13 protein-coding genes and 1 pseudogene are annotated in these 17,022 nt (G+C 50.0%); 6 read left to right on the top strand and 8 right to left on the bottom strand.

Annotated features, from left to right (window positions below):
- Positions 1 to 45 precede the first annotated feature (45 nt).
- Positions 46 to 1,089, top strand: a complete 1,044-nt coding sequence (locus RQM65_RS07025) for a sugar-transfer associated ATP-grasp domain-containing protein (RefSeq protein WP_314013712.1) — start codon at positions 46 to 48, stop codon at positions 1,087 to 1,089.
- Here the strand turns inward: RQM65_RS07025 and RQM65_RS07020 are convergent.
- Positions 1,076 to 2,185 (bottom strand): hypothetical protein, encoded by a 1,110-nt coding sequence (locus RQM65_RS07020; protein WP_314013710.1) that lies wholly within the window; start codon positions 2,183 to 2,185, stop codon positions 1,076 to 1,078. The two genes, RQM65_RS07025 and RQM65_RS07020, sit on opposite strands and share 14 nt — an antisense overlap.
- Positions 2,186 to 2,362: 177 nt before the next feature.
- Here RQM65_RS07020 and RQM65_RS07015 point away from each other — a divergent pair, with 177 nt between their 5' ends.
- From RQM65_RS07015 to RQM65_RS07000, 4 genes are all read left to right on the top strand, one after another.
- Complete coding sequence (locus tag RQM65_RS07015) at positions 2,363 to 3,289, top strand: pyridoxal-phosphate dependent enzyme (protein WP_314013708.1); 927 nt, start codon at positions 2,363 to 2,365, stop codon at positions 3,287 to 3,289.
- A gap of 144 nt (positions 3,290 to 3,433) precedes the next feature.
- Positions 3,434 to 4,600 (top strand): Gfo/Idh/MocA family protein, encoded by a 1,167-nt coding sequence (locus tag RQM65_RS07010; protein ID WP_314013706.1) that lies wholly within the window; start codon positions 3,434 to 3,436, stop codon positions 4,598 to 4,600.
- A gap of 189 nt (positions 4,601 to 4,789) precedes the next feature.
- Entirely contained in the window at positions 4,790 to 6,004 is a 1,215-nt protein-coding gene (gene dinB, locus RQM65_RS07005) for a DNA polymerase IV (RefSeq protein ID WP_314013704.1), read from the top strand.
- Positions 6,005 to 6,098: 94 nt separating this feature from the next.
- Entirely contained in the window at positions 6,099 to 9,158 is a 3,060-nt protein-coding gene (locus RQM65_RS07000) for a DNA polymerase III subunit alpha (protein ID WP_432279838.1), read from the top strand.
- Between the two features lie 540 nt (positions 9,159 to 9,698).
- Here the strand turns inward: RQM65_RS07000 and RQM65_RS06995 are convergent.
- The 4 genes from RQM65_RS06995 to RQM65_RS06980 are packed head-to-tail and all read right to left on the bottom strand — an operon-like array spanning position 9,699 to position 12,154.
- Positions 9,699 to 10,877 carry an acyl-CoA dehydrogenase family protein gene (locus tag RQM65_RS06995; protein WP_314013703.1) on the bottom strand — a complete coding sequence of 393 codons (1,179 nt, stop codon included), beginning with the start codon at positions 10,875 to 10,877 and terminating at the stop codon, positions 9,699 to 9,701.
- 56 nt (positions 10,878 to 10,933) lie between these two features.
- Positions 10,934 to 11,647 (bottom strand): tRNA1(Val) (adenine(37)-N6)-methyltransferase, encoded by a 714-nt coding sequence (locus RQM65_RS06990; protein WP_314013701.1) that lies wholly within the window; start codon positions 11,645 to 11,647, stop codon positions 10,934 to 10,936.
- 2 nt (positions 11,648 to 11,649) lie between these two features.
- A complete protein-coding gene (locus tag RQM65_RS06985; RefSeq protein WP_314013700.1) occupies positions 11,650 to 11,919 on the bottom strand; it encodes a type II toxin-antitoxin system RelE/ParE family toxin in 270 nt (89 codons plus the stop codon).
- Positions 11,909 to 12,154 carry a hypothetical protein gene (locus RQM65_RS06980; RefSeq protein WP_314013698.1) on the bottom strand — a complete coding sequence of 82 codons (246 nt, stop codon included), beginning with the start codon at positions 12,152 to 12,154 and terminating at the stop codon, positions 11,909 to 11,911. Before RQM65_RS06980 ends, RQM65_RS06985 begins: the two co-directional genes overlap by 11 nt.
- 190 nt (positions 12,155 to 12,344) lie before the next feature.
- Between RQM65_RS06980 and RQM65_RS06975 the strand changes: the two genes are divergently transcribed.
- Positions 12,345 to 13,625 carry a CHRD domain-containing protein gene (locus RQM65_RS06975; protein WP_314013697.1) on the top strand — a complete coding sequence of 427 codons (1,281 nt, stop codon included), beginning with the start codon at positions 12,345 to 12,347 and terminating at the stop codon, positions 13,623 to 13,625.
- 107 nt (positions 13,626 to 13,732) lie between these two features.
- Here RQM65_RS06975 and RQM65_RS06970 read toward each other — a convergent pair whose 3' ends face one another.
- The 3 genes and pseudogenes from RQM65_RS06970 to RQM65_RS06960 all read right to left on the bottom strand — a co-directional run.
- Positions 13,733 to 15,181, bottom strand: a complete 1,449-nt coding sequence (locus RQM65_RS06970; protein WP_314013695.1) for a sulfatase family protein — start codon at positions 15,179 to 15,181, stop codon at positions 13,733 to 13,735.
- Between the two features lie 136 nt (positions 15,182 to 15,317).
- Positions 15,318 to 15,851 carry a ribosome maturation factor RimM gene (gene rimM, locus RQM65_RS06965; protein WP_314013694.1) on the bottom strand — a complete coding sequence of 178 codons (534 nt, stop codon included), beginning with the start codon at positions 15,849 to 15,851 and terminating at the stop codon, positions 15,318 to 15,320.
- 417 nt (positions 15,852 to 16,268) lie between these two features.
- Positions 16,269 to 16,853: pseudogene (locus tag RQM65_RS06960) on the bottom strand (30S ribosomal protein S16); the annotation flags it as partial.
- Between the last annotated feature and the right edge of the window lie 169 nt (positions 16,854 to 17,022).

The following is a 17,022-nucleotide window of genomic DNA, read 5'->3' as shown; positions in this document are numbered from 1 at the left end:
AATCGTATAAAAACCGCGGAGGTACATTCTCAAAAATTACAGCGCATGCATTTTCAGGATCCCGGAAGAATCAAGGTATTTTTAAAGGATGCCCAGAAAAAGAATGTTCTTAGAATTTTCAAGGAAGTCCTCGTGCTTTGGACTACCAAAAAAGAGGTGCCCTTGTATTATTTCAAGCACCTGTATAAAAACGGCATAGAGAACTATCGCGATTATCTGTCCCCCGGGGAGGTGCGCACGATACATGGCAGTCCCAACCTGCACAAATCGGAATATACTTCCATTCTACACAACAAACTCAATTTCGCGCTCTACTGTGAGCGCAACGCGATACGCACCCCTGAGTTGGTAGGCCATAATTTTGGCGGTAGCTTCTTTGCGGACAAGGAGCGATGGCAAATTAGCCAAACGGGTGCCTTGGCCGCCTATTTCGAGCGGCTATTTGCTTCCTCAGGCTCGGATTCCATCTTTATTAGGCCCCTTGCCCTAAACGGCGGTCAGGGGTGTTTCCGGCTAGATCGGTCAACCTATAAGGAAGCGTTGGCGCGGACAGGTCGCAACATATTTTCCGGGGACCATATTTTTACGGAAACCTCACAACAGCACAACGCCATCGATGCCATTTATGCAAAGTCGATAAACACGCTTCGAATATTGACCTATTTTGATGGGGAAAAAGCAGAGATTCTTTCTTCGTTCATACGCATCGGCGCAGGGGGGAGTATTGTGGACAACGGCTCTTCGGGAGGGCTTTTTGTCGGCATTGACGACCCTACTGGAATTTTAAAACGAACGGGCTACAGGGACATGAAGTTCGGTGGCGGGGAATTCACGAAGCATCCCGATACCGGTTTCGTTTTTGAAGGTTTCCAGATCCCATTGTTTCGGGAGGCCTGCGAGCTGGTGTTAAAGGCGGCACGGCACATCCCCAATGGTTTTATCGGATGGGATGTCGCTATTACCCCCGAAGGTCCGACCCTTATCGAAGGCAATGAAGACCCCCATCTTTTTATGTCCGATGTTACCTATGGCGGGCTCTTGGCGAACCCGGGCATGCAAAAGGTAATGGCAGCGGTTACTGCACCTTGATCTGCACCGCTTCGCAACGTTGCAAATCCGAATTCAATACGATTTTTTCAGAAGTACTGCCGTCCGTGAGCGCTATGGATACCGTGTTCGGCGGCGCCTTTCCCAAGTTGTGCGCATAAAGAAAAAGTTCGTTGGTCTTGTCCCGGTCCAGCTTGAAATCCACTTTTTTTCTCTTGTAAGTGAGCTTGTGCTTGGAGACGACGGGTTGCCCGTTAAGGTAAATCGATACGATATCTCCGTCTTGCCGGCCGTGGTCCCATAGACTGACGCTGATATTTTCGGTGGAGAAGCTGAGGTTTTTGATGTACGAAATCTTTCGGTTCTTAAACTCGTCCCTTGGGGAAGCGGCCGGTTCGATTTTTGTTCGTATACCGGAATTTGAGGGTTTGCTATCGGCTAAGTTTTCCGAACGATTTTTTTTATGTTCCGCGACGTGGTGTTCCCCTGATTGTTTGTTGGAGTTGCCGGTCCGCTCGGATGTCTTTGGTCTCGAATCGCTACCCGCGGAGTTTTTAGCCTCAATCCGGGCCAGTGCTGCCGCTTTTCGGGCGTCGGCCATCGGATTTCGAATTGAAAAATAGGGGGTGGCATATTTGGCTACGCGGAATTTGTTGTCCGGAAAGAGCTCGATGCCCACCACTTGGTAATGGTCTCCCGAGCCGACGTTCTTGGCCAGTTCGATGCCCTCGACGGAGGAATTGTTCTCGAAGCTGCCCAATTCCTGCACCACCATATCATCTTTGGCCAAAAAAAACCGAATCGATTTGCTTGCGGCGATGTTCTCGGTTTTCCATCGGATTTTTACCGGCTCGGAGACCGTCCATACCGTATGCCGGTCTGGGTCGGATATTTCAATGACGGATTTTGGAGGAGTTACTCGAGGTATCCGCGAAGTTCCTTCGGATGTGCTGTTAGACCGACCTCGATCATTGGGGGACTGATAGACGATTTTTTCGGAAGGTCTATCAGCAAGGGGTGATTGATAGGATGGTGTTGTGTCCGCTGCCGATAGGTTGTGACAGATCAGGAAGCCAAATAACACCATAAAGGGAGCTGAAAACTTCGGGATGCTAAAAGTAGGCTTTGCGTTTGGCATAAGTCTGATCGTAAATACTTTACTGGATGTACCAAGAACGAAGAATCAGTATAAATGTTGGATGAAAGGTGTGATTTTTATGATATCCTGAATCGGTTTTTTCACTTTGCCCATCAGGGAGTATCATGTCCGGAGGGATTTATTTGTAGTTTTAAAAGGAAAATTAACAGCTTTGTTATGCAAAAGGATACCCTGATCCAGTGTCATCGCCGCATCCGGCCGTACATCCACAACACCCCCGTTTTAAGCTCGCGAGCTATAAATAGGATGGCGGGGGCGGACCTTCTTTTCAAATGCGAAAACTTCCAAAAAGGCGGAGCCTATAAAATGCGCGGAGCCACCAACGCAGTCTTGCAATTGTTCGGGAAACTTCCCGTGGTTACCCACTCTTCGGGGAATTTTGCCCAGGCCCTTTCCCTAGCGGCAAAAAGTGCGGGGGTCGAGGCCTTTATCGTGATGCCCTCGACCGCCCCCCAGGTAAAAAAGAATGCCGTTGCGGAATACGGCGGAAAAATCATCGAATGTGAACCCAGCCTTGCCGCAAGGGAAGCCGCTGCCCAAGAGATCGAACGGGAAACCGGCGCGGTCTTAATCCATCCCTCGAACGATGAAAATGTTATCGTTGGGCAAGGAACGGCCTGTATGGAATTGCTGGAAGAACACCCGGACCTTGAATTCGTTTTGGCCCCGGTAGGCGGCGGGGGACTGATTGCGGGAACAAGCTTGGCCGCCCATTATTTCGGAACAAGCTGTCGCGTCATCGGCGGGGAGCCCTTCGCGGTCGATGACGCCTATCGCTCCCTGAAAAGCGGGCGGATCGAAGCCAACGAAACCACCGATACCGTCGCAGACGGACTAAAAACCCAATTGGGGGATAAGAGCTTTCCTCTCATACAGCGGTATGTGGACAGCATCATCCGGGTCACCGAAGCCGAGATCATCAAAGCCATGCGGCTGATCTGGGAACGGATGAAAATCGTGGTCGAGCCTTCAAGCGCGGTGGCCTTGGCGGCCGTACTGCGGAAAAAGGAAAAATTCGCCGACCGGAAAGTGGGGATTATCGTTTCAGGGGGAAATGTGGATTTGGGAAATCTTCCTTTTTAGGATACTTGCAGCCTAAAACCTTGAACTTTAAACCTTGAACGGCTGCGCAGCAGCGATTGAACCTTGAACTAATTGCGGGATGATGTCGAATACAAATCCACAGTTTTTACAAAAACCGTATTTTTAAACCAAATCAAGTACACCATGGGAACACGAAGAAAATTTATCGAAAAAATTGCGGTCTCGGCGGTGGGATTGCCCCTGTTGGGCTATCCTACAAAAACTTTCGGCAATCCTGAACGTTTTTTGAACGATTATAAGAGCTTTAGGGGCCATCCTGACGGTCGGATTCCAGCGCTTGGCGAACCTCAAGGTCCCATCCTCAAGGTCGCGCTAATGGGGCTCGGCAGCTACGCCTCCAGGGTCGCCAAGGCGATGCAAGACTGTAAACGGGCCAAGATAACGGGACTCATAAGCGGTACGCCTTCCAAACTGAAGGATTGGGGCGCGAAATACGATGTGCCGGAAAAGCACCGTTATAATTACGGAAATTTTGACGCAATACAGGACAATCCCGAAATCGATGCCGTGTACGTGATCACCCCTAACGGCCTTCATGCGGACCAGTCCATACGCGTCGCCAAGGCCGGCAAGCACGTCATCTGCGAAAAGCCGATGGGCGTTAATGCGGAAGAAGGCCAGGCCATGGTGGATGCTTGCAAGGCGGCCGGAGTACAACTGTTGATCGGCTACCGGATGCACTTCGAACCGAAAACCGTACACGTCATCCAAATGCGGAAAGATGGCGAATTCGGGAAAACGAAATTCTTTCAGGGCCAGTCCGGCTTTCGAATCGGCGATCCGAACCAATGGCGGCTGGACAAGGAGCTGGCCGGGGGCGGTGCCATGATGGATATCGGAATCTATTCTATCAACGGGGCACGCTACATGCTGGGCGAGGAGCCGGTATGGGTCACCGCGCAGGAAACCAAGACGGATCCCGAAAAATTCGGGAAAGGCGTTGATGAGACCATCCAATTTCAAATGGGCTTCCCTAGCGGGGCGGTGGCCAACTGCTTATCGACCTATAACATGAGCAACCTAGATCGCTTTTTTATGACGGGCTCCGATGGTTTTGTCGAAATGCAGCCCTCCACGGGCTACGGGCCCATTGAAGGCCGCACTCACAAAGGTCCACTGACCCAGCCACACATCACCCATCAGACCCTGCAAATGGACGGGATGGCCCGGATCATCTATGACGGCGAACAGCCCATCGTACCCGTTGATGGCGAAGAGGGGGTCAAGGATATGAAAATTATCGATGCCATCTACAAGGCGGTGGAGACAGGGGATAAAATTACCCTGTAGAATAAAAATAGCATCCTAAAACTTGATAAGGGTAACGGTGCCCCTATGAATTCATTGGAACAAGTCGGAGTACGTATTTTAACATACTGTAATTAGGATAAAATCCATAAAATAGGAAATATTCCATATCTTAGCTGTCCTGTTTTTAAATATCGTGCCAAGAGAGTTTGGTATGATGATAGGATGGCTATGGACAAGACAATATTACATATCGATTTGGATACTTTTTACGTATCCGTAGAGCGGCTGATCAATCGCGAACTACAGAACAGGCCCCTGTTGGTGGGCGGAACGGGCGATCGGGGCGTGGTGGCGGCCTGCAGCTACGAGACCCGGGGCTTCGGGGTACATTCCGGGATGCCCATGAAAATGGCCCGGGAACTCTGTCCCGAAGCTACCGTCATTCGGGGAAATGCGGGTACGTACAGCAAGCATTCCGATGTCGTTACCGAGATCATCAAAGAACGGGTCCCGCTGTTCGAAAAATCCAGTATCGACGAATTTTACGCCGATCTGACGGGAATGGACCGCTTTTTTGGTTCCTATAAATATGCTACCGAACTGCGGGAAAAGATCATAAAGGAAACGGGACTCCCCATTTCCTTCGGGCTGTCGGCCAATAAAGTAGTCTCGAAAGTGGCCACCAACGAGGCCAAGCCCAACAACCAGCTCAAAATCGATTACGGACTGGAAAAGCCGTTTTTGGCCCCGCTGTCCATCAAAAAAATACCCATGGTGGGCGATAAGACCTACCAGACGCTTCGGAACCTCGGGTTGCGACAGGTACGCACCGTGCAGGAAATGCCGGTCGATGTCATGCAACGGGTGTTGGGCAAGCACGGAGAGGTGATATGGAAGCGTGCCAACGGTATCGACCATACGCCGGTCGTTCCCTTCTGCGAGCGGAAGTCCATTTCAACGGAGCGCACCTTTACCAAAGACACCATCGATGTAGTCAGGCTGAGAGGTATTTTGATCGCTATGACCGAAAACCTGGCCTACCAGTTGCGGCGGGGCGAAAAACTGACGGCCTGTATCGCGGTCAAGATCCGGTATTCCGATTTCAACAGCTATTCGAAACAAATGCGGATTCCCTATACCAGTGCCGATCATATCTTGATACCCAAGATTCTGGAACTGTTCAAAAAACTCTATAACCGTCGGCTGCTGGTACGTTTGGTAGGCATCCGGTTCAGCCATCTAGTGGGCGGCAATTACCAGATCGACCTTTTCGACGACACCGAAGAGGCCCTGAACCTGTACCAGGCGATGGACAACATCAGAAAACGCTACGGCGATAAGAGCGTGCTCCGCGCCTCGGGCCTCGGCGCCAAGACTATCGGACGCATGCAGAACCCGTTCAATGGGCAGCCACCGGTGGTGCTGGCACATCGGAAGCAATAAGTTGGTATTAAGTACAAAGTAGTGAGTATTAAGATGGTCTAACATCGCAAATCTAACCTGCAACATCTATTTAAACTGTCACACATATTATAGCATGCGCTACGGCACCTTTTCGGAGGTCGAACTTTTGCAGTTGGCCAAGGAGAACCATGTGACCCGATTGGTGCTGACCGATATCAACAATACCTCGGCGGGTCTCAATTTTGTCCGAAAGGCGCCCGAATACGGCGTAAGCCCCGTGCTGGGAATCGATTTCCGTAACGGGGTCGACCCCTGTTTTACGGGTATCGCAAAAAACAACGAGGGCTATCTGGAACTGAACGACTTTCTTTCCGAATACCTGCACCGGAAATCAGGACACACGCATCAAAAATCCGAAAATTTGCATTGTAAACCCGAACATCCGAACGGTGTTGCGAAACTACCCGCCAATGCCCCTGCATTCCGAAATGCCTACGTCGTCTATCCCTTTGAAAAAGTAGTGCAAGAGCAGCGGACCACCTTCGCCGACCACGAATTTATCGGAGTCTCTATCAATGATCTGCGACGGCTTCCGTTTTCCGGGCTGTTAAAATTCAGGGATAGGCTCGTGGTACAGCAGCCGGTCACCTTCCGCAACAAACGCGATTTCAACGCACATCGGCTGTTGCGGGCCATTGACAACAATACCCTGCTCAGCAAATTGTCCACCACCGAACAGGCCTCGGAGGATGAGAAAATGTACCCTATCCAGAATCTAGTGGCCGCTTTCTCGGAGTACACGTTTATTCTCGAAAACACGCAGCGGTTGCTCGACACCTGTTCCATCCACTTCGATTTTTCGGAAGGGCGGAAACCGCAGAACCTGAAGACCTATACCGGCACCCGGCCCGATGACGAGGCCCTGATCGAACGCCTCTGTCAAGAAGGTTTGTCCTACCGCTATCCCGAAGGCGGTGAGGCCGTTACCGAGCGTTTGAACAAAGAGCTGGGCCTGATCAAACGGATGGGCTTCGTCTCTTATTTTCTTATCAATTGGGACATCGTATCCTACGCCCGAAAACAGAAATTCTTCTACGTGGGTCGGGGCAGCGGGGCCAATAGCATCGTGGCCTACCTGCTGCGAATCACCGATGTGGATCCCATGGAGCTCGACCTCTACTTCGAACGCTTTATCAACCTCTATCGGGCCAATCCCCCGGATTTCGATATCGATTTCTCGCATCGCGACCGGCCCGTCATGACCCAATATATCTTCGATCGGTTCGAAAACGTGGCCCTGCTCGGTACCTACGTGACCTTTAAGTGGCGGGGCATGGTGCGGGAATTGGGCAAGGTGTTCGGCCTGCCCAAGGAGGAAATCGATATCCTTTGTGACGGCAATTTTCAGGCTTCACGGCTCGACAAGGTCGCCGCCCTGGTCATCAAGTACACCGAACTCCTGCAAGGTATGCCCAACTATCTGAGCATCCATGCAGGGGGCATCCTAATCACCGAAAGACCGATCCATTGGTTCTCGGCGACCAATATGCCGCCCAAGGGGTTCCCTACCACGCAGTACGACATGCACATCGCCGAGGATGTCGGGCTGTACAAGTTCGATATCCTCGGGCAAAGGGGACTCTCGAAAATCAAGGAAACGCTGGATATTCTCGAGCACGATAGGCCGGAAGAGTTCACCGATTTTGACATTCACGATATCAAGGCGTTCAAAAGGGACCCAAAAATCAATGCCATGATCAAGTCCGCACAGTGCATGGGCTGTTTTTATGTGGAATCTCCCGCCATGCGGATGTTGCTCAAAAAATTGCAGGTCGACACCTATCTAGGGCTGGTCGCGGCGAGTTCCATCATCCGGCCGGGCGTGGCCAAGAGCGGGATGATGCGCGAGTATATCTTAAGGCACCGCAATCCCGGAAGGACCGAAGAGAAAGCGTATCCCGTTATGATCGATATCATGCCCGAGACCTACGGCGTTATGGTCTATCAGGAAGACGTAATCAAGGTCGCCCACCATTTTGCCGGCCTAGATCTAGGTGAGGCCGATGTGCTCCGCCGGGGCATGAGCGGCAAGTTCCGCTCGCGAGAGGAATTTCAGCGGGTCGAGCAGAAATTCATCGACAACTGCCGTAAAAAAGGCTACGAAGACAAACTTATTTTTGAAATCTGGAACCAGGTCGCCAGTTTCGCCGGGTATGCCTTCGCCAAGGGGCATTCCGCATCCTATGCCGTGGAAAGTTACCAGACCTTGTTCCTGCGCGCCTATTATCCCTTGGAATACATGACGGCGGTACTCAATAACGGCGGGGGATTCTACCGTCCCGAATTCTACATACACGAGGCACGGATGCTGGGGGCGAGCATCCATCCCCCGTGCATCAACACCAGTAACCACGGGAATCGCATCCTCGGGAAAGACCTCTACCTCGGTTTCGGCTACTTGCGGGACCTTGAGGAACGGGTCGCGGAACGCATCTTAAAAGAACGGATAATCAACGGGCGTTTTACTTCTCTGGAGGGCTTTCTCGACCGGGTAAGCCTATCCATAGAACAGGTCAGCATCCTCATCCGAATCGATGCTTTTCGGTTTACGTGCACCAACAAGCATGAACTGCTTTGGAAGGCGCATCTCTTTTTGGGAAAAGCACCCAAAATCGACCATCCGAAGTTGTTCCGGCCCGATCATCAGGATTTTGAGATTCCCGACCTTCATACCACCGATCTGGAAACAGCTTTCACCCAGCTCGAGCTATTGGGATTCGCCTTGTGTAGTCCCTTTGAACTCTTGGTCGAGTCCCCAAAAAATACCGCAGGCAGTAAGGACCTCGAGCGGTATTTGGGTCGACATATCGATATCTATGGCTACCTCGTCACGGTCAAGAACACCAAGACACACAGAAAAAAGCCGATGCAGTTCGCCACCCTGCTCGACCAAGAGGGCCAGGTCTTCGATACCGTGCTTTTTCCTCCCGTAGCCGCCAAATACCGCTTTCGGGGCCGGGGCATCTATCGTTTTTACGGTAAAGTGGTCAGCGAATTCGGATTTTTGAGTATCGAGGTCGTCAAAATGCAAAAGGAAGACTATGTACAAGATCCGCGGTATGCCGATATGAAAACGAGCGCGAAGGTGTTTGGGATGAAGCAATTAGGTTCAACGGATACTCAGAGCGAGTAGAAGGCCAGGGTCATTAACCAAAAAGAGCCCGATCAGTGAAGACCGGACTCTTTTATCGAGAACACTATATGAAAATGAAAAAATTAACTCCGTAATAATTACATCGCAAACATAGGGCGGATGGGCGGTGCGGCAAATTCTTTGTTGTGAATCGGTCGAAAGTTGTGGTGTAGGGTCTGGATTTTGTGGTTTGTGGGATTTATCTGATGTCAAATGGAGCAGTAGGGGGGCGGAAGGACGGAAGGATGGAAGGACAGAAGGAAAAAGGATAGCTGATGAAAAGGATGATTTTGCGCATTGTCCCTCTTTTGAGCCTTTCTTCCGGGGCGGCAATTTTTTTTGTCTTTCTTCCTTGCTCTTTTCGTCCTTTATCCTTTAGTGAGCCTTTCTTCCGAGTCGGCAAGATTTGAGACTACTCACAACATTCAGAAAAAGACATTTTGTATGTGACGGGAGACGGGAGACGGGAGACGGGAGACACCACCACAGGCCGCGGGTCTTACGTCCTAAGTCCTATCGTCTTACGTCTAAAAAGAATCTTTACTTAAACGCCTGATGCCCAGTAATATCGGCTCCGGTAATCAAGAGGTGAATGTCGTGGGTGCCCTCGTAGGTGATGACGCTTTCGAGGTTCATCATGTGGCGCATGATCGAATATTCGCCTGTGATTCCCATCCCACCCAAGACCTGCCGGGCCTCGCGGGCTATCTTTAGGGCCATATCGACATTGTTACGCTTGGCCATGGAAATTTGGGCGGTGGTGGCCTTGCCCTCGTTTTTCAGCTGTCCCAATCGAAAGGCCAATAACTGGGCCTTGGTGATTTCGGTGATCATCTCGGCGAGTTTCTTTTGCTGTAATTGAAAGGCCGCGATGGGCTTGCCGAACTGTTCGCGTTCCTTGGCGTAGCGTAGGGCGGTATCATAGCAATCCATCGCAGCTCCGATGGCTCCCCATGCGATGCCGTATCGGGCGGAATCGAGACAGCCGAGGGGTGCTCCGAGTCCCGACTTGCCAGGCAATAGGTTTTCCTTGGGTACCTTAACATTATCGAAAATCAGTTCCCCGGTCGCGGAGGCGCGTAACGACCACTTGTTGTGGGTTTCCGGGGTGGAGAATCCCTCCATGCCGCGCTCCACGATCAACCCGTGAATACGGCCATCCTCGTTTTTTGCCCAGACCACTGCAATATCGGCGAAAGGGGAATTCGAAATCCAGAGTTTGGCGCCGTTCAAAAGGTAGTGGTCGCCTTCGTCCTTGAACTTAGTTTCCATCCCCCCGGGATTCGAGCCGTGGTCGGGTTCGGTCAGACCGAAGCACCCCATCAATTCGCCCGTCGCCAGTTTTGGAAGGTATTTTTTACGCTGCTGCTCGTTGCCGTAAGTGTAAATAGGGTACATGACCAATGACGACTGTACCGAGGCAGTGGATCGTACCCCGCTGTCGCCGCGTTCGATCTCTTGCATAATGAGGCCGTAGCTGATCTGGTCGAGTCCGGCCCCGCCATATTCTTCGGGAATGTAAGGTCCAAAGGCCCCGATTTCCGCCAATCCGTCTAAGATCTGTTCGGGAAATTCAGCCTTTTGGGCGTATTCTTCAATAATTGGGGACACGTCGCGCTTGACCCATTGACGGGCGGCATCGCGTACGAGTTTGTGTTCCTCGGATAAAAGTGCGTCCAAATTGTAATAATCGGGAGCTTCGAACTGATCGGATTTCATAAAGATGATTTTGTGTTAAAGATACTGATGAAATATAACATCCCAATTGTCACATGTTACATTTTTAGGTAAAATGCTTCGGTCAGCGCTCGGTAATCCGGTGTGTACTCATGGCGATCAAGTTCGATGGTAAGCGTATCAATGTCCACCTCGGTCCGTTCAAATCCTATTTGCAGCAAACTCCGTTTGATCTTGGCGGTGGGATTTCCCCGGACGCGGGTTATTTGTTGTGGATACAAGCCCAAGCTATCGGCATGAACCAAGAAATCGGTCTCTTCCTTATAGGGGATGATGGTGACAAATATTCCATCCTTGGAAAGTAATATAGAAACCCCATTCAAAAGTTCCTCAAAGGGGAGCGTGATGTTTTGTCTGGCCGCATCCCGGAAAGCGTTTCCACTCGAGACATCCTCGGAAAAAAAGGGAGGGTTGCATACTATTAAATCATATCGGTCATCCCATTCAGCTACAAATTCGTCGAAATTCGCATGATAGCAGAACAACCGATCGGCCCAAGGAGAGGCCTCGAAATTTTCAACGCACTGTTCGTAGGCATTTTCCTCAATTTCAAGGGCATCGATGGTTTCCGCCGCACTTCTTTGGGCGAGCATCAGGGCAAGGAGTCCCGAGCCGGCCCCGATGTCCAAAATCGAAGCTGGATCTTTGTCCAGGGCAGCCCATGCACCTAGTAAAACCCCGTCGGTGCCAACTTTCATGGCACAGCGGTCTTGACGCACGGTGAACTGTTTAAAACGGAAGGGTTTGTCCAAAATTAAAAATCTTGTCTTTGACCGAGAATGCGGAGGATCAACACTTTGTCCTCCTCGATGACATAGTGAATGGAATAGTTGAACTGTTCGAAACGAAGAATCCTAATATCGCTATACTTGAGTTCAAACGCCTTTGGGATGGATTTCAAAAATTCGACTTGTTTGAAAAATTCTTCCAAAAAGTCTTCGTGGAGATTTTTTTCACGAAAGAAGCATTCCGCCACATCCAATTCAATTTGGGCTTCTTTGGAAATCCGGACGTTATAGACCATATTTGGATTTTATTTCGTCGATAGAGGTAAACTCCAACTGTCCCTCATCCAATTTTTTCAGCATATCTTCTATCATCGTTCTATATTCCGCAGAGGGCGACTCGAGTTTTCGGGCCGTTTCTTCGATGGTGTACTCCAGCAGACTTTTTAGGGATCGCTTTTGCTTTCTGGCCTCCTCTTCAAGTATCTTTACTACATCGTGATCGACATCGATCAACTTTCTGACCTTTTCCATGGTATATAGATTATATATACAAATATAGTTGTTTTTATATAAGTTCCTTATAGCTCCTTGGTGCTGGTTTGCTAACTTTCTTCGTTAAAACAGTCAAAAATGCAATAAAAGCACAAATTTTCGTCGATAGAGCAAACCTTTTGGGTCATGCTCCGTATATATTGATGCTATTAATTTAAAAACATAATAAATGAGATTTAAAAAGATTGCTTTATCGACATTTTCAGCTATGACGCTAATTTTTATGGCCAGTTGCAGCAACGACGATGGATCGATTGCACCGCCCGATCCCGACCCGGAGAATCCCGACGAAACGGTAACCGAGACAGACTCAAAAACCTATGAGCTAGGTTCGGTCGCCAATCCCGATATTTCCGGTACGGCCAAATTTGTAACGTTCAGTAACGATTCTACCGTAATTGAACTGGAACTTGACAATACTCCCGATGGGGGAATGCATCCGGCTCATATTCACTTCAATACCGCGGCCGAGGGAGGCGATATTGCCCTTGATCTGGAAAGTGTCGATGGTGACACCGGTGAAAGTTCTACCCATGTGACCGAATTGAACGATGGAACCGCCATTACCTATCAAGAGCTGTTGCAATACGATGGGTATATCAACGTACATCTAAGTGCTGATGATTTGGGTACGCTTGTAGCACAGGGAGACATTGGCCAGAACGAGCTTATCGGTACCTCAAAAGAATACGAGCTTGACAGCAAAGCCGTGGAAGATATTGAAGGAACCGCAATCTTTTACGAACGAAAGAACGGCGAGGCGCTGGCAGTGCTAATGTTGGAGAACACTCCTGATGGAGGGATGCATCCGGCACACATCCATGCCAATACCGCAGCAGAAGGCGGTGATATTCTTTTTACCTTTAATTCGGTAGACGGAACTACGGGGATGAGCAAGACCAATGTAGCCGCTCTAGACGATGAAACTGCGTTTGGCTACGCCGACGTAATGGAAGTCGATGGCTATATCAATGTTCATTTGAGTGCCGATGATTTGGGTACTCTTGTCGCGCAAGGCGATGTTGGACAGAACGAATTGACGGGGGAGAGCGAAGCATACGCCCTTGGATCGGTTTCAGATCCTGCGATTTCCGGTTCGGCCGAATTCGCGGAGCGGGTGAACGGCGAAACCTTGGTCACCATTGAGTTGGAAGGTACTACCGCCGGCAACTCCCATCCATCGCACATTCATATGGGACCCGTAGCGAATGCGCCCGGAGCGATTATCGTTTCCTTGGGCGAAGTGGACGGAGAAACCGGAACTTTGGCGAAAAACGTAACCGCTTTAAACGCGGAAGACGGTACGCCCAATGCTGGGGAAGCCATTGACTACGCGGCCATCACTGCCATTGATGGTTATATCAACGTACACTTGAGTGCCGCTGACCTGGCTACTTTGATTGCACAAGGCAATGTAGGCGCCAATGCGGCCGAAGAGGATGCCGAGTAATAAGCGAATAGCCTACCAGTTTAAACCCGTTGCTTTCGAGCAGCGGGTTTTTTAGTGGTCTCTTCTAGTGGAAATCCCTCGGTAAATAGGATTCATTTTAAATACGATCATCCCGCGATTCTTCCCGGTTCCCGGTTTTCGGAACCTTCGATGTTTTGGAGGGAATCGCCCAATCGTGACCGCATAGCATCGGCCAATTCTTTGATTTTTGCTACGATTTTGGGATGCTGACCGGCCACGTTTTCGGTTTCGGCGATATCATTTTCCAGGTCATAAAGCTCGATCTGTTTCAAATCGACCATACGGTACTTCCCGGGAAGACCGTCCTTGCCCGGCTCCTGGCCGTTCATGGTGCGGTAGGTATGGGGGAAATAGAGTTTCCACTTTCCATAGCGCACGCCCATCAGTTCATTGACCCGATAGTAGAAGAAATAGGCCTCCTGCGGACTTTCTTCGGATGCTCCTGTCAACACATTCCAGACGTTCATGCCATCCATAGTTTTTTCCGGGAGTTGAGAGCCGGTGATAGCCGCTATGGTCGGTAGTAGGTCGATGGCCATGACGGGCACGTCGATTGCTCTCCCCGCAGGAAGTTTCCCCGGCCATTGTGCAACAAAGGGTTCGCGTTGACCACCTTCCCAAGCGGTGCCTTTGCCTTCCCTTAAGGGCAGAGCACTTCCGGCATGGTTTCCGTAGGCCAGCCACGGACCGTTATCGGAAGTGAAGATGACCAAAGTGTTGTCTTCCAGTCCGTTTTCTTCCAAGGCCTCCAGGATTTGGCCGACGGACCAGTCGATTTCCATGATGACGTCACCGTAGAGCCCCCTGTCGGATTTTCCCTTGAACTTGTCCGACACGTAGAGCGGTACATGCGGTTGCGGGTGCGGCACGTAGAGAAAAAAGGGATTGTCTTTGTTACGAGCTATAAAGTCCACACTTTTTTTGGTTAGTTGGGTAGTCAGCTGGGTTTGGTCGGTCAAGGTGTCGATGACCGTTTCGTTTTCATAGAGCGGAAGCGGTGGAAAGTCGAAAACCGTACCCTGCCACGGATGTTTGGGCCACATATCGTTGGAGTAGGGGATGCCAAACCATTCGTCGAAGCCGTGGCGGGTGGGCAGGAATTTGGGACTGTCCCCTAGATGCCATTTTCCGAAGATTGCGGTGCTGTAGCCGTTGGCCTTTAACATCTCGGCCATGGTGGTCTCGGAAGGATTGATGCCCACGGGACTGCCAGGGCCTAGGGCGTTATGGATACCAATACGATTGGGGTAGCAACCGGTCAGGATACCGGCCCGTGATGCCGAGCATATCGGTTGTGCGGAATAAAAGTTGGTCAGTTTGATGCCGCTTCCCGCCATTTGGTCAAGGTTTGGGGTCGCAATATCGTCCGCTCCGAATACGCCCACATCGCCATAGCCCTGATCGTCGGTAAAAATAAGCACGATATTCGGTGGTTTCGGATTTTCTTCTTCAGGGGATTTTTTAGTTCCCTTGCAGGCAAATAGTAGAATGGAGGTAAATACAATGGGAATCAACAGGATGACTGCGCGATGCATGGTTTTCGGATGTTGGTTAATGTGATAAAGATAGCGGTTTCTATGAACCGAGAAACAAGGTCCAAGAACCAAGACCAAAAGTTAAGTTTCTTGGGTCCTGTAGCTTAGCGGTAATCGAATAAGTGTCAAATTTCCATTATTCCCCAAGATAGAGTTCGACCAGACCATCAGGAGTAGCAACATTCACAATTTTGCGCTCTCGGTCCAATCCCTTAAAGATGTCGTCCGTTATAGGAACCAGCACTTCTTTGCCATCTTTGTCAATTTCAAAAATAGCTTGTGAGGTGGTGTCGTTGACGCCGGTAATCGTTCCGATATTCCCATGTACGGTATCCTCAACGCTAAAGCCGGTGATTTCGTGAAAGTAGAACTTATCGCCCTCCAACTTGGGCAACATGGATAGGGGAAGGTATAATTCATGGTTCATGATCCGGTCGGCGGCGCGCTCATCTTTGACCTCCTCGAAGTCGATACGCAGCAGTTGGGATTTGTGCAACCGACAGCGGTCAATAAAAAATGGAACCAGGTTACCGCCTTTCATGGCGATGAACACTGATTCCATATTCTCGTAAATTTCAGGCTCGTCGGTATCGATCTTAACCAATACCTCCCCTTTATAACTGTATTTTGAAACGATTTTACCGAGGTAGAAGCAAGCTGACTTGTCCATCGTTTCCCTTGAATTAAAAATTCTGTATTAAGAATTCGTGTGATGTAGGGCAATTAATACATGGCAAGGGAATTGCCAGAAAATCCCAGTTTACTTTTTGTCTTCGGCCGGCTTGGGCTTATCGGAATCTTTCTTTTCGAAGTCCTCGTCGGAAACAACTTCCTGAACGCTAGGCGCCTCTTTCTTGTCGTCGTCTTTTTTGATATCCTCTTTGTCCTCGACCGGCGCGGCGAAATTGTCCTTGGCATTTTCGGTGTCCGGCTCCGGAGCTTTCGGAGTTTCGATTACCTCTTCGGTTTTCGCTTCCGCGGGCTTTTTATCGTCTTCCTTTTTATCGGCCTCCTTCTTGCCCTCGCTTTTTGCTGTTGCTTCCGCGGACTTTCCGTCTTCTTTTTTCTCGGCGTCTTTAGAGTCGCTGTCCTCCGATTTTTTTGCTTCTGATTTGGCCTTTTCCTCGCTTTGCTCGACTGATGCTTCCGGTTTTGGAGCGGTTTCCGTTACGGCTTCCACCTCTTCGCTGGCATCTTCACCTTCGGGAGTCTCCGGCAGTGCTGCCTCGGCGGCCTCTTGCTTGCGCTTCTCATTGACCTCTTTCTCGGCTTTCAGGGCTTCTGCCTTCGCTTTTTCCTTATCCTGGGCAAGTCCCTCTGATTGTTTGGCAATTTTACTTTCTTTTTCATCTAGCCAAGCCTGAAGTTTTTCGTCGGCCTGTTCCTCGGTCAAGGCTCCTTTTCGTACGCCTCCCAGTAGGTGGTGTTTTAGCATTGCTCCTTTATGGGAGAGAATGTTTCGCGCGGTATCGGTCGGTTGCGCCCCATTTTGGAGCCATTTAACGGAACCGTCGACATCAAGTTCTATAGTCGCGGGATTGGTGGTTGGGTTGTAGATGCCCAATTTCTCCAAATATTTACCGTCTCTTTTAGCTCGGCTGTCCGCCGCGACGATCCAATAAAATGGTTTTCCTTTTTTACCGTGTCTTTGAAGTCTGATTTTTACTGGCATATCACATTAATTTTGCAGGGTGCCCGACCCTCGTTATTAATTCTTGAAATTTATTTTTTTTAATGATTCTCCCTTTGACCGCACTCTGGGTGAATTGCGAAGGGAAAGCTTCCCACTTTTCTTTAAAGCGGGTGCAAATATACTCCATTTCTCGAAAATGACAATACTG

It is taken from the genome of Pricia mediterranea (assembly GCF_032248455.1).
Lineage (GTDB): Bacteria > Bacteroidota > Bacteroidia > Flavobacteriales > Flavobacteriaceae > Pricia > Pricia mediterranea.
Note: the sequence above shows the minus strand (reverse complement) of the source record. Positions and strands in the feature narration are given on the sequence as shown.

What these genes read in the sequence shown, in the direction of transcription:
- RQM65_RS06985 (WP_314013700.1), bottom strand. Translation starts at nt 11,919, where the DNA reads ATGGTCTATAACGTCCGGATTTCCAAAGAAGCCCAAATTGAATTGGAT.
- RQM65_RS07025 (WP_314013712.1), top strand. Translation starts at nt 46, where the DNA reads ATGCATTTTCAGGATCCCGGAAGAATCAAGGTATTTTTAAAGGATGCC.
- RQM65_RS07000 (WP_432279838.1), top strand. Translation starts at nt 6,099, where the DNA reads ATGCGCTACGGCACCTTTTCGGAGGTCGAACTTTTGCAGTTGGCCAAG.
- rimM (WP_314013694.1), bottom strand. Translation starts at nt 15,851, where the DNA reads ATGGACAAGTCAGCTTGCTTCTACCTCGGTAAAATCGTTTCAAAATAC.
- dinB (WP_314013704.1), top strand. Translation starts at nt 4,790, where the DNA reads ATGGACAAGACAATATTACATATCGATTTGGATACTTTTTACGTATCC.
- RQM65_RS06970 (WP_314013695.1), bottom strand. Translation starts at nt 15,181, where the DNA reads ATGCATCGCGCAGTCATCCTGTTGATTCCCATTGTATTTACCTCCATT.
- RQM65_RS07015 (WP_314013708.1), top strand. Translation starts at nt 2,363, where the DNA reads ATGCAAAAGGATACCCTGATCCAGTGTCATCGCCGCATCCGGCCGTAC.
- RQM65_RS07010 (WP_314013706.1), top strand. Translation starts at nt 3,434, where the DNA reads ATGGGAACACGAAGAAAATTTATCGAAAAAATTGCGGTCTCGGCGGTG.
- RQM65_RS06980 (WP_314013698.1), bottom strand. Translation starts at nt 12,154, where the DNA reads ATGGAAAAGGTCAGAAAGTTGATCGATGTCGATCACGATGTAGTAAAG.
- RQM65_RS06995 (WP_314013703.1), bottom strand. Translation starts at nt 10,877, where the DNA reads ATGAAATCCGATCAGTTCGAAGCTCCCGATTATTACAATTTGGACGCA.
- RQM65_RS07020 (WP_314013710.1), bottom strand. Translation starts at nt 2,185, where the DNA reads ATGCCAAACGCAAAGCCTACTTTTAGCATCCCGAAGTTTTCAGCTCCC.
- RQM65_RS06975 (WP_314013697.1), top strand. Translation starts at nt 12,345, where the DNA reads ATGAGATTTAAAAAGATTGCTTTATCGACATTTTCAGCTATGACGCTA.